Annotated in this window: 9 protein-coding genes; 6 read left to right on the top strand and 3 right to left on the bottom strand. The window is 72.2% G+C overall.

Annotated features, from left to right (window positions below; translation table 11 throughout):
* The first annotated feature begins 60 nt into the window (after positions 1–60).
* Both ACH5AC_RS14800 and ACH5AC_RS14795 read left to right on the top strand, forming a co-directional pair.
* Entirely contained in the window at positions 61–1,524 is a 1,464-nt protein-coding gene (locus tag ACH5AC_RS14800) for a 3' terminal RNA ribose 2'-O-methyltransferase Hen1 (RefSeq protein WP_398862139.1), read from the top strand.
* Entirely contained in the window at positions 1,521–4,067 is a 2,547-nt protein-coding gene (locus tag ACH5AC_RS14795) for a polynucleotide kinase-phosphatase (RefSeq protein ID WP_398862138.1), read from the top strand. The genes ACH5AC_RS14800 and ACH5AC_RS14795 overlap by 4 nt, the downstream gene beginning before the upstream one ends.
* A 20-nt stretch (positions 4,068–4,087) precedes the next feature.
* Here the strand turns inward: ACH5AC_RS14795 and ACH5AC_RS14790 are convergent, their stop codons facing one another.
* Both ACH5AC_RS14790 and ACH5AC_RS14785 read right to left on the bottom strand, forming a co-directional pair.
* Positions 4,088–4,987: a hypothetical protein gene (locus ACH5AC_RS14790; RefSeq protein ID WP_398862137.1), complete on the bottom strand. Its 900-nt coding sequence runs from the start codon at positions 4,985–4,987 to the stop codon at positions 4,088–4,090.
* Positions 4,984–6,081, bottom strand: coding sequence for an SPFH domain-containing protein (locus ACH5AC_RS14785; RefSeq protein WP_398862136.1), 1,098 nt, complete (start codon positions 6,079–6,081; stop codon positions 4,984–4,986). Before ACH5AC_RS14785 ends, ACH5AC_RS14790 begins: the two co-directional genes overlap by 4 nt.
* A 143-nt stretch (positions 6,082–6,224) precedes the next feature.
* Between ACH5AC_RS14785 and ACH5AC_RS14780 the strand changes: the two genes are divergently transcribed.
* Both ACH5AC_RS14780 and argF read left to right on the top strand, forming a co-directional pair.
* Positions 6,225–7,454 carry an arginine deiminase gene (locus tag ACH5AC_RS14780; RefSeq protein WP_398862134.1) on the top strand — a complete coding sequence of 410 codons (1,230 nt, stop codon included), beginning with the start codon at positions 6,225–6,227 and terminating at the stop codon, positions 7,452–7,454.
* 83 nt (positions 7,455–7,537) lie between these two features.
* The gene (gene argF / locus ACH5AC_RS14775) at positions 7,538–8,545 is read left to right on the top strand and encodes an ornithine carbamoyltransferase (RefSeq protein ID WP_398862133.1); all 1,008 of its coding nucleotides are present in this window, start codon (positions 7,538–7,540) and stop codon (positions 8,543–8,545) included.
* 7 nt (positions 8,546–8,552) lie between these two features.
* Here the strand turns inward: argF and ACH5AC_RS14770 are convergent, their stop codons facing one another.
* Positions 8,553–8,990, bottom strand: coding sequence for an ATP-binding protein (locus ACH5AC_RS14770; RefSeq protein ID WP_398862132.1), 438 nt, complete (start codon positions 8,988–8,990; stop codon positions 8,553–8,555).
* Positions 8,991–9,155: 165 nt separating this feature from the next.
* On the opposite strand from ACH5AC_RS14770, the gene ACH5AC_RS14765 reads away from it, so the two are divergent.
* Positions 9,156–9,983, top strand: coding sequence for an enoyl-CoA hydratase family protein (locus tag ACH5AC_RS14765; protein WP_398862131.1), 828 nt, complete (start codon positions 9,156–9,158; stop codon positions 9,981–9,983).
* Complete coding sequence (locus tag ACH5AC_RS14760) at positions 9,968–12,268, top strand: bifunctional salicylyl-CoA 5-hydroxylase/oxidoreductase (protein ID WP_398862130.1); 2,301 nt, start codon at positions 9,968–9,970, stop codon at positions 12,266–12,268. Before ACH5AC_RS14765 ends, ACH5AC_RS14760 begins: the two co-directional genes overlap by 16 nt.
* Positions 12,269–12,288 lie beyond the last annotated feature (20 nt).

The raw sequence follows: 12,288 nt of genomic DNA, 5'->3' as shown, positions 1-12,288 counted from the left end.
GTCACGACCTGCACCTTTACCGGCTCACCAGCCATCACACGCCATATCGAGGCAACCACCGTGTTCCTGACGATCACTACCACCGGCACCCCGGAACGCCCCGCGACCGACCTCGGATTCCTGCTGCACAAGCATCCCGGGAAAGCCCAGGCGTTCTCCACCTCCTACGGCACGGCCCATGTGCTGTACCCGGAGGCGGACGACCAGCGCTGCACCGCGGCGCTGCTGCTGGAGGTGGACGCGGTGGCACTCGTCCGGCGCGGCAAGGGCAAGGGTCGCGGCGGCGCACCGGACGCGGCCCTCGCCCAGTACGTCAACGACCGCCCGTACGCGGCCTCCTCCCTCCTCGCCGTCGCGCTGAGCAGCGTCTTCTCCAGCGCCATGCGGGGCGTGTGCACCGCCCGCCCCGAGCGCGCCGCCGAGCCGCTGCCGCTGCGCGTCGAGGTACCCGCGCTGCCCGCCCGCGGCGGCCCCGACCTCGTACGGCGTCTCTTCGAGCCGCTCGGCTGGACGGTCACCGCCGAACCGGTCGCCCTGGACGGCGAGTTCCCGCAGTGGGGCGACTCGCGGTACGTCCGGCTGCGGCTGGAGTCGGAGGCGCTGACCCTGGCCGAGGCCCTGCGCCACCTGTACGTCCTCCTCCCGGTCCTCGACGACGCCAAGCACTACTGGGTGGCCACCGACGAGGTCGACAAGCTGCTGCGGGCCGGCGAGGGCTGGCTGCCCGGCCACCCCGAGCAGAAGCTGATCACCAGCCGCTATCTCTCCCGCCGCTGGTCGCTGACCCGACAGGCGATGGAGCGCCTGGAGCTGGTCCGGCTGGCCGAGAGCGACGACAGCGAGGTCGAGGACCTCGACAACGCCGTCGAGGAGGAGGCCGAGGCCGAGGAGAAACCGACCCCGCTCGCGGTCCAGCGCCGGGACGCGATCCTCACCGCGCTGCGCGACGCGGGCGCCGCCCGGGTCCTCGATCTCGGCTGCGGGCAGGGCCAGTTGGTGCAGGCGCTGCTGAAGGACACCAGGTTCACGGAGATCGTGGGCCTGGACGTGTCGATGCGGGCGCTGACCATCGCGTCCCGCCGGCTGAAGCTGGACCGCCTGGGCGAGCGCCAGGCGTCGCGCGTGAAACTCCTCCAGGGTTCGCTGGCGTACACCGACCGCCGGCTGAAGGGCTACGACGCCGCCGTGCTCAGCGAGGTCATCGAGCACCTCGACCTGCCCCGGCTGCCCGCCCTGGAGTACGCGGTGTTCGGCTCCGCCCGGCCCCGCACGGTCCTCGTGACCACCCCGAACGCGGAGTACAACGTCCGCTGGGAGACCCTCCCGGCCGGACACGTCCGGCACGGCGACCACCGCTTCGAGTGGACCCGCGAGGAGTTCCGGACCTGGGCGGCCGCGGTGGCCGAACGGCACGGCTACGACGTGGAGTTCAGGCCGGTCGGCCAGGACGACCCGGAGGTGGGGCCGCCCACCCAGATGGCGGTGTTCGTGATCAAGGCCGAGAGGGAGGCGAAGGCGGCATGACCGGGACGACCGACACCCAGGGGCGCGTGCTGCCCGTCACCGACCTCTCCCTCGTCGTCCTCGTCGGCGCCTCCGGCTCCGGCAAGTCGACCTTCGCCCGACGGCACTTCAAGCCGACCGAGGTGATCTCCTCGGACTTCTGCCGCGGCCTGGTCTCCGACGACGAGAACGACCAGAGCGCCACCCGGGACGCCTTCGACGTCCTGCACTACATCGCGGGCAAGCGGCTCGCGGCCGGCCGCCGCACCGTCGTCGACGCGACCAGCGTGCAGAAGGAGGCCCGCCGCCAGCTGATCGACCTGGCCCGGCAGCACGACGTCCTGCCCATCGCGATCGTGCTGGACGTCCCCGAGGAGGTGTGCGCCGAGCGCAACGCGGCCCGCACCGACCGCGCCGACATGCCGCGCCGGGTCATCCGCCGCCACATCCGCGACCTGCGCTCCTCGATACGGCACCTGGAGCGCGAGGGCTTCCGCAAGGTGCACGTCCTGCGGGGCGTCGCGGAGGTGGAGAACGCCACCATCCGCACCGAGAAGCGCTTCAACGACCTGACCCACCTCACCGGCCCCTTCGACATCATCGGCGACATCCACGGCTGCTCCGCCGAACTGGAGGCCCTGCTCGGCAAGTTGGGCTACGTGGACGGGGTGCACCCGGAGGGCCGTACGGCGGTCTTCGTCGGTGACCTCGTCGACCGCGGCCCGGACAGTCCGGGCGTGCTGCGCCGGGTGATGGCGATGGTGAAGTCGGGCAACGCGCTGTGCGTGCCCGGCAACCACGAGAACAAGTACGGCCGTCACCTGCGCGGCCGCAAGGTGCAGCACACCCACGGCCTCGCCGAGACCATCGCCCAGATGGAGGGCGAGAGCGAGGAGTTCAGGCGGGAGGTCAAGGAGTTCCTCGACGGGCTCGTCAGCCACTACGTCCTCGACGGCGGCCGGCTGGTGGTCTGCCACGCCGGTCTGCCGGAGAAGTACCACGGCCGCACCTCCGGCCGGGTCCGCTCGCACGCGCTGTACGGCGACACCACCGGCGAGACGGACGAGTTCGGCCTGCCGGTGCGCTACCCGTGGGCGGAGGACTACCGCGGCCGGGCGGCCGTGGTCTACGGCCACACCCCGGTCCCGGACGCCACCTGGCTGAACAACACGATCTGCCTGGACACCGGCGCCGTCTTCGGCGGCAAGCTGACCGCGCTGCGCTGGCCGGAGCGCGAGCTGGTCGACGTACCGGCGGAGCGGATGTGGTACGAGCCGGCCAAGCCGCTCGCCGCCGACGCGCCCGGCGGGCACCAGGGGCGGCCGCTGGACCTGGCGGACGTGCACGGGCGGCGGATCGTCGACACCCGGTACCAGCCCCGGATCACCATCCGCGAGGAGAACGCGGCGGCGGCCCTGGAGGTCATCAGCCGCTTCGCGATCGACCCGCGCCTGCTGCCGTACCTCCCGCCGACCATGGCACCGACGGCGACCTCGCACATCGACGGCTACCTGGAGCACCCGGCGGAGGCGTTCGCGCAGTACGCGCAGGACGGCGTGGAGCGGGTGGTGTGCGAGGAGAAGCACATGGGCTCGCGGGCGGTGGCCCTGGTCTGCCGGGACGCGGACGCGGCGCGGCGGCGCTTCGGGGTCGACGGCCCGACCGGGTCGCTGTACACCCGCACCGGCCGCCCCTTCTTCGACGACGAGAAGGTGACGGAGGAGATCCTCGACCGCCTGCGCACGGCGATCACCGAGGCGGGCCTGTGGACCGAGTTCGACACGGACTGGCTGCTGCTCGACGCCGAGCTGATGCCGTGGTCGCTCAAGGCGTCCGGGCTGCTGCGCTCCCAGTACGCGGCCGTCGGCGCCGCGTCGGGCGCGGTGTTCCCGGGCGCGCTGGCCGCGCTGGAGAGCGCGGCGGCGCGGGGCGTGGACGTGACGGGGCTGCTGGACCGCCAGCGCGAACGGGCCTCGGACGCGGCCGCGTTCACGGCGGCGTACCGGCGCTACTGCTGGACGACGGAGGGCCTCGACGGGGTCCGGCTGGCCCCCTTCCAGATCCTCGCCGTCCAGGGCCGCAGCCTGGCGTCCCTCCCGCACGACGAGCAACTCGCCCTGCTGGACCGCCTGGTGGAGCACGACCCCACCGGCCTGCTGCAGACCACCCGACGGCTCTACGTCGACACCGGCGACCCCGAGTCCGTCCGGGCCGGAGTCGACTGGTGGCTGGAGATGACCGGCCGGGGCGGCGAGGGCATGGTCGTCAAGCCGGTCGGCGCGCTGGTCCGCGACGGGGAGGGCCGGCTGGTCCAGCCGGGCATCAAGTGCCGGGGCCGCGAGTACCTCCGCATCATCTACGGCCCGGAGTACACCCGCCCCGACAACCTGGCCCGGCTGCGGGGCCGCTTCCTCAACCACAAGCGCTCCCTGGCACTGCGCGAGTACGCCCTCGGCCTGGAGGCCCTGGACCGGCTCGCCGAGGGGGAGCCGCTGTGGCGGGTGCACGAGGCGGTGTTCGGGGTGCTGGCCCTGGAGTCGGAGCCGGTGGACCCGCGGCTGTGAGGTCTCAGCCGGTCAACCGGTCAGCCGACCAGCCGTAGCCGCCGCTCGCACACGCCGACCCGGACCGTCTGGCCCCAGGTCAGCTCGACCGCGTCGGTCTCCATGCCGTCGCCGAACGCGATCAGCCGTTCCGACTCGACGGTGAGGCGCAGCCGGGCGCGGGCGTCGAGCTCCCCGGCGACCAGGCGGGTGCCGGTCGCCGGGGAGGGCCATGCCTCGCGGACGAACCACAGCAGGCGGTCGTCCGTGGGGGAGGGCAGCCGCAGGGTGGCGTGCCGCTCCTGCCACACCGAGCGGAGCCAGCCGGTGGCACCGGTCCCCGTGCCGACCAGCACCCCGGAGGACGCCTGGGCCTCCACGACACCCCCGTCGTCGTCGAGGCCCAGGCGGTAGCGGGCGGTCTGGTGACCGGCGGCGCCGAGGTAGATCTCGTTGAGCGCCACGAGGCGCTGGGTGTCGTCGGCGACGGCCTCCACCATGGTCAGCTCCTCGACCGGCACGCCGGCCGTGAGCGCCGCCGGGATCAGCGAGGCCGCGTCGGCCGGGGCGTGCCGCACCAGCACGCCCGGGTTGCGGCCGGGGTCGGTGTCGATGCCGATCACCGGCTGGCCCGACAGGTACTTGGCGGCATTCGCCACCAGGCCGTCCTGCCCGACCACCAGCACCACGTCCTCCGGCGCGAACAGGAAGCGGTCCAGGTCCCGCCGCTCCACCCGCGACTGACGCCATGTCAGCGGGATCGCCGCCGTCACCTCGACCAGGGCCCGCCGGGTACGGCGGTGGCGCTCGGCGACCTCCTCGATGTCCCGGCCGCGTGAGGCGAGGAAGAAGGCGGCCTGACCGTGGGTGCCGTGCCGGGCCACCAACTCCTCGTACTCCGTGGTGCGGTGGACCAGCACGGCCCGGGGCGCCAGGCTCACCGGGCCGCACCCAGCCTGGCGAGCAGCCCCGTCAGCACGTCCGGCGAGACGGTCACGCTGTCGATGCGCGGCAGGTTCTCCGCCAGCCGGGTCCCGGTGAGCGCGTGCAGCGTGGCCACGTCCACGTCCGAGTGCACCCGCAGCCAGGCCGCCTGCGCCTGCGCCCGCGCCTCACCGACCTCCCGGGCGGCCTCGGCCTCCGCCCGGGCCAGCCGCACGGTGCGGGCGGACTCGGCGGCCGCGAGCCGCTCGGTGCGCCGCGCCTCGGCGTCGGCCAGCTGGACCTGCTTGGCGGCCTCGGCCTCGGCCAGCTTCACCGTGCGGGCCGCCTCCGCCTCCGCCCGTACCCGGTCCGCGGCCGCGTTCTCCTCGGCCTCGCGGCGGGCGTTCGTGCCGCGCTGCTCGACCAGCTGTTCCTCGCGGCGGGCGAGTTCGATCCTGCTGGCCAGCTCGTTCTCGGCGATCGTGCGCTCCCGCTCGACCGCGACCGCCCGCCGCTCGTACGTCGCCCGGTCCGCCTCCTGCTGGATCTGCTCCCGGGCGGGGGTGCGCAGGGCCCGCTCCACCTCCGGTTCCGGGCGCAGGGCGACGACGCGCACCGCGACCACCTCGATGCCGGTGGCCGGCAGGCGCGGTTCCGCCGTCAGGCCCGCCGCGATCCGTTCGCGTACCGCCGTCACGCCGTCGACCAGCGCCGACGACAGCGGCGTACGGGCGAGGACGTCCAGCGCGTGCTGCTGGGCCGTCTCCGTGAGCAGCGTGCCGAGCTGCTCCAGGGGAGCGCCCCGCCAGATCCCGGTGTCCGGGTCGATGGAGAAGTCCAGGCGCGCCGCGGCGAGCGCCGGGTCGCCGATCCGGTAGGTGACCGTCGCCTGTACCGCCACGTCCTGGAAGTCGGACGTCCGGGCGTGGAAGGTCATGGCCAGTTCGCGGTCGTCGACCGGGATCTCGGAGAGGGCGGCGGTCAGCGAGCGGAACCAGAAGCTCAGCCCCGGCCCGTCGTGGACCAGCCGGCCCGAGCGGTGGTGGCGGATGTGCGCCGTGGGCGCGCCGCGCAGATGGCGCAGGCCCAGACGGCGGGTGATGTCGGCCATGGAGTTCCCCCTCGCATGATTTTCGTCAGTAGGACGATAATCATGCGCCTCGCTTGTCGTCAAGGGGACGAAAAGGGGAAGTGTGTGCGACAAGAACACGCGGAAGCGGGGTGAACTCATGCCCGCGTGGTCAGGATGGAGACATGGGACTCCATGTCGACTCCGAGGCCGGGCGGCTGCGCCGCGTCATCCTGCACCGGCCGGATCTAGAGCTCAAGAGGCTCACCCCCAGCAACAAGGACGCCCTGCTCTTCGACGACGTGCTCTGGGTGCGCCGGGCGCGCGCCGAGCACGACGGGTTCGCGGACGTCCTGCGCGATCGAGGCGTCGCCGTCCATCTCTTCGGCGATCTGCTCACCGAGGCCCTGGAGATCCCGGCGGCCAGAGCGCTCGTCCTGGACCGGGTCTTCGACGAGAAGGAGTACGGGGTGCTCGCCACCGACCACCTCAGATCCGCCTTCGAGACCCTGCCCGCCCCCGAGCTGGCCGAGGCCCTCGTCGGCGGCATGACGAAGCGGGAGTTCCTGGAGGTGCACCCCGAGCCGACCTCCGTGCGCTTCCACGTCATGGAACTGGACGACTTCCTCCTCGACCCGCTGCCCAACCACCTCTTCACCCGCGACACCTCCGCCTGGATCTACGACGGCGTCTCCATCAACGCGATGCGCTGGCCGGCCCGGCAGCGCGAGACCGTCCACTTCGAGGCGATCTACCGGCACCACCCGCTCTTCCGCGACGAGCCGTTCCACATCTGGTCCGAAGGCCAGGCCGACTACCCCTCCACCATCGAGGGCGGGGACGTCCTGGTGATCGGCAACGGCGCCGTCCTCATCGGCATGAGCGAGCGCACCACACCCCAGGCCGTCGAGATGCTCGCCCACAAGCTGTTCGCGGCCGGTTCCGCGCAGACCATCGTGGCCCTGGACATGCCCAAGCGGCGCGCCCTGATGCACCTCGACACCGTGATGACCATGGTCGACGGAGACACCTTCACCCAGTACGCGGGCCTCGGCATGTTGCGGTCGTACACCATCGAACCGGGCGTCGGCGACAAGGAGCTCAAGGTCACCGACCACCCGCCGGAGCACATGCACCGCGCGATCGCCGCCGCCCTCGGCCTCAGCGAGATCCGCGTGCTCACCGCCACCCAGGACGTGCACGCCGCCGAGCGTGAGCAGTGGGACGACGGCTGCAACGTGCTCTGTGTGGAGCCCGGCGTCGTCGTCGCCTACGAGCGCAACTCCACCACCAACACCCATCTGCGCAAGCAGGGCATCGAGGTCATCGAGATCCCGGGCAGTGAGCTGGGGCGGGGGAGGGGTGGCCCGCGGTGCATGAGCTGCCCCGTCGAGCGGGATGTCGTACAGGCGTGAACGAGCCACGTAGGAGTCGTATAGAAATGCGAATGCTCGTATAGACTTCCAGGGCTAGTGTCCCCGCATTCCTGGAGCGCCCCATGGCGACAGTCCCCACCGCCCTCGTCGGCCGCCACTTCCTGAAGGAGCTGGACTTCACCGCGGAGGAGTTCCGCGGGCTGGTCGAGCTGGCCGCGGAGCTGAAGGCGGCCAAGAAGGCCGGGACCGAGACGCGGTACCTGCGGGGAAAGAACATCGCGCTGATCTTCGAGAAGACCTCGACGCGCACCCGCTGCGCGTTCGAGGTCGCGGCCGCCGACCAGGGCGCCTCGACGACGTACCTCGACCCCGCCGGGTCGCAGATCGGCCACAAGGAGTCCGTGAAGGACACCGCGCGCGTCCTCGGGCGGATGTACGACGGGATCGAGTACCGCGGGGACAGCCAGTACAAGGTGGAGGAACTGGCCGCGTACGCCGGCGTCCCCGTCTACAACGGCCTCACCGACGACTGGCACCCCACCCAGATGCTCGCCGACGTGCTCACCATGACCGAGCACTGCGCCAAGCCGCTGACCGGGACCGCCTTCGCCTACCTCGGCGACGCCCGCTTCAACATGGGCAACTCCTATCTGATCACCGGCGCCCTGCTGGGCATGGACGTACGGATCGTCGCCCCGAAGTCCTACTGGCCGGCCCAGGAGGTCGTCGACCGCGCCCGCGAGCTGGCCGAGGGCAGCGGGGCGCGCATCACGCTCACCGAGACCGTCGAGGAGGGTGTCGCCGGCGCCGACTTCGTCGCCACCGATGTGTGGGTCTCCATGGGGGAGCCCAAGGAGGTCTGGGACGAGCGGATCGCCGCGCTCTCCCCGTACGCCGTGACCATGGACGTGCTGCGCGCCACCGGCAACCCGGACGTGAAGTTCCTGCACTGCCTGCCCGCGTTCCACGACCTCGGCACCAAGGTCGGCCGTGAGATCCACGAGAGCCATGGCCTGGACTCCCTGGAGGTGACCGACGAGGTGTTCGAGTCCGCCCACTCGGTCGTCTTCGACGAGGCCGAGAACCGCATGCACACCATCAAGGCCGTCCTGGTGGCCACCCTGGCCTGATCAGGCCCTATGCCGACCGCCTCGCAAGCCTGAACCACACCGCCTTGCCGGTCTCGGTGGGGCGGTGTCCGCAGGACGAGCTGAGGGCGCGGATCAGCAGCAGGCCGCGCCCGTGCTCCTGCCACGGGTCGGGCTCGCCGTCCGCCGCACGGGTCAGATCGCCCGGCGGCGCCGGATCCGGGTCGTGCACCTCGACCCGGCAGCCGGTCGGCAGCAACTCCACCACCAGCTCTATCGGCCCGCGACCCGAAGCGTGCTCCACGGCGTTCGCCACCAGCTCGGCGGTGAGCAGCTCCGCCGTGTCGCTGTCCGCCCCGTGCTCCCGCTCCGCCAGCGCCGTACGGACCAGTGCGCGCGCCACGGGCACCGCCGCCGGGGAGTGCGGCAGCGCGATGCGCCAGGAGGCTGAGGAGGAGGGGCGTTCGTACACAGCGAGTCCGTTCATGCAGGTCCCTTTCCCGGGCCAACGGCGGGTTCCCTTCCGCTGATCCCGCTGTTACCGCCTTGTGGACGAGCGGTGACACCGTCACGCCCCGGTCCGCGACACCTCCATGGTGACGTCTATGTCGCACTCATGACGACGGTCACATTTCAGTGATAACTTCGAAGGGTGAGTCCCTTCACCGGATCAGCCGTCCGCACCGCCGACTGGGAACACCTGCGCGTCGAGCGCGCCGACGGCGTCGCCACCGTCACCCTCGCCCGACCCGACCGACTCAACGCCCTCACCTTCGGCGCCTACGCCGACCTGCGCGACCTGCTCGCCGAGCTGTCCCGGGAGCGCTCCGTGCGCGCCCTCGTCCTGGCCGGCGAGGGCCGCGGCTTCTGCTCCGGCGGCGACGTCGACGAGATCATCGGCGCCACGCTGTCCATGGACACCGCCCACATCCTCGACTTCAACCGGATGACCGGCCACGTCGTGCGCGCGGTCCGCGAATGCCCCTTCCCGGTGATCGCCGCCGTCCACGGCGTGGCCGCCGGCGCCGGAGCCGTCCTCGCCCTGGCCGCCGACTTCCGTGTCGCCGACCCCACGGCCCGCTTCGCCTTTCTGTTCACGAAGGTGGGCCTGTCGGGCGGGGACATGGGGGCGGCATACCTGCTGCCCAGGGTCGTGGGCCTCGGCCATGCGACGCGGCTGCTGATGCTGGGAGAGCCGGTCCGGGCACCGGAGGCCGAGCGCATCGGCCTGATCAGCGAGCTGGTCGCCGACGGCGGCGCCGACGAGGCGGCCCGGTCACTGGCCCGCCGCCTGGCCGAGGGCCCGGCACTGGCGTACGCCCAGACGAAGGCCCTGCTCACGGCGGAACTGGACATGCCGCTCGCCGCGTCGGTCGAACTGGACGCCGCGACCCAGGCCCTGCTGATGAACGGCGAGGACTACGCGGAGTTCCACGCCGCGTTCACCGAGAAACGCCCCCCGAAATGGCAAGGACGGTGACCGTGCCGAGCTCAGGGCTGCGGGTGGCGATCGTCGGCGGCGGCCCCGGCGGCCTCTACGCCGCCGCCCTCCTCAAACGCCTCGACCCGTCCCGCGACATCACCGTCTGGGAACGCAACGCCCCCGACGACACCTTCGGCTTCGGAGTGGTCCTCTCCGACGAAACCCTCGGCGGCATCGAACACGCCGACCCGGACGTCCACACGGCTCTCCAACAGCACTTCGTCCGCTGGGACGACATCGACATCGTCCACCGGGGCAGAACCCAGCGCTCCGGCGGCCACGGCTTCGCCGCCCTCGGTCGCAAACGCCTCCTGCAGATCCTCCACGACCGCTGCCGCACCCTCGGCGTGGACCTCCGCTTCCGCACGGAGGCCCCCTACCCGGCCTGGCTGGCGGAGACGTACGACCTGGTCATCGCCGCCGACGGTGTGCACAGCGCCACCCGCGAGGCATACACCAGCGCGTTCCGCCCCAGCGTCACGGCACACCGCTGCCGCTACATCTGGCTCGCCGCGGACTTCGCCTTCGACGCCTTCCGCTTCGAGATCGCGGAGACCGAGCACGGCGCGATGCAGTTGCACGGCTACCCCTTTTCCCGCGATGCCTCCACCGTGATCATCGAGATGCGCGAAGAGGTATGGCGCGCGGCCGGCTTCGACGCGATGGACGAACGCGAGTCGACGGAACGCTGCGCCAAGATCTTCGCGGACGCGCTCGGCGGGCGCCCGCTGAGGTCCAACAAGTCGGCCTGGACCACCTTCCGCACGGTGGTCAACGACCGCTGGTCGCACGGCAATGTCGTCCTCCTCGGCGACGCCGCCCACACCGCCCACTTCTCCATCGGCTCCGGCACCAAGCTGGCCGTGGAGGACGCCCTCGCACTGGCCGCGTGCCTGGGGGAACAGCCGTCCCTGGACAGCGCCCTGGCGGCCTACGAGGCGGAGCGCAAGCCGGTCGTCGCCTCCACCCAGCGTGCCGCGCGGGCCAGCCTGGAGTGGTTCGAGGACCTGGCGCTGTACCTCGACCAGCCGCCCCGCCGGTTCGCCTTCAACCTGCTCACCCGCAGCCGCCGCGTCACCCACGACAACCTGCGCCTGCGCGACGCGCGCTTCACGTCCGCCGTGGAGCGGGAGTTCGGCTGTCCGCCCGGCACGCCCCCGATGTTCACCCCGTTCCGGCTGCGCGGCCTGACCCTGCGCAACCGGGTGGTCGTCTCCCCCATGGACATGTACTCGGCGGCCGACGGCGTCCCCGGCGACTTCCACCTCGTCCACCTGGGCGCCCGCGCGCTCGGCGGGGCCGGGCTGGTGATGACCGAGATGGTGTGCGTCAGCGAGGAGGGCCGGATCACCCCCGGCTGCACCGGCCTCTACACCGGCCGCCAGGCCGAGGCGTGGTGCCGGATCACCGACTTCGTGCACGGCAGGGCACCCGGCACCGCGATCGGCGTGCAGCTCGGACACAGCGGGCGCAAGGGCTCCACCAGGCTGATGTGGGAGGGCATGGACGCCCCGCTGCCCGACGGCAACTGGCCCCTGGTGGCGGCCTCTCCGCTGCCGTACAAGCCGGGCAGCCAGATCCCGCGCGAACTGTCTCGGGCCCAACTCACCGACATTCGCGAGCAGTTCGCGACCGCCGCCGCCCGCGCCGCCCGCGCCGGGTTCGACCTGCTCGAACTGCACTGCGCGCACGGCTACCTGCTGTCCGGCTTCCTGTCCCCCCTGACCAACCACCGCACCGACGCGTACGGCGGCTCGCCGGAGCGACGGCTGCGCTTCCCCCTCGAAGTCTTCGACGCCGTACGGTCGGTGTGGCCGCAGGACCGGCCGATGACGGTACGGATCTCCGCCACCGACTGGGCCGAGGGCGGTACGACGGCCGAGGACGCCGTCGAGATCGCCCGCGCCTTCGCCGCGCACGGCGCCGACGCGATCGACGTGTCCACCGGGCAGGTGGTGGCCGACGAACACCCTGAGTTCGGGCGGTCGTACCAGACCCCCTTCGCGGACCGCATCCGCCACGCGACCGGCCTCCCGGTGATCGCGGTCGGCGCGATCTCCTCCTGGGACGACGTCAACTCGCTGATCCTGGCCGGGCGTACGGACCTGTGCGCGCTGGCCCGGCCCCATCTGTACGACCCGCACTGGACGTTGCACGCGGCGGCCGAGCAGGGCTACGACGGCGAGGGCGCCGTATGGCCGGCGCCGTACCGTGCGGGCAGCCGACCCCCTCGCACGGGCCGCACGGACGGCCCCAAGCCGAGGCTGGAACTGCATAGTTGACGCGGCATCACGCATCCAGT

Origin of the sequence: Streptomyces sp. NPDC018693 (genome assembly GCF_044391385.1) — a bacterium.
Classification (GTDB): Bacteria; Actinomycetota; Actinomycetes; order Streptomycetales; family Streptomycetaceae; genus Streptomyces.
This window is presented reverse-complemented; position numbering and strand designations above follow the sequence as displayed.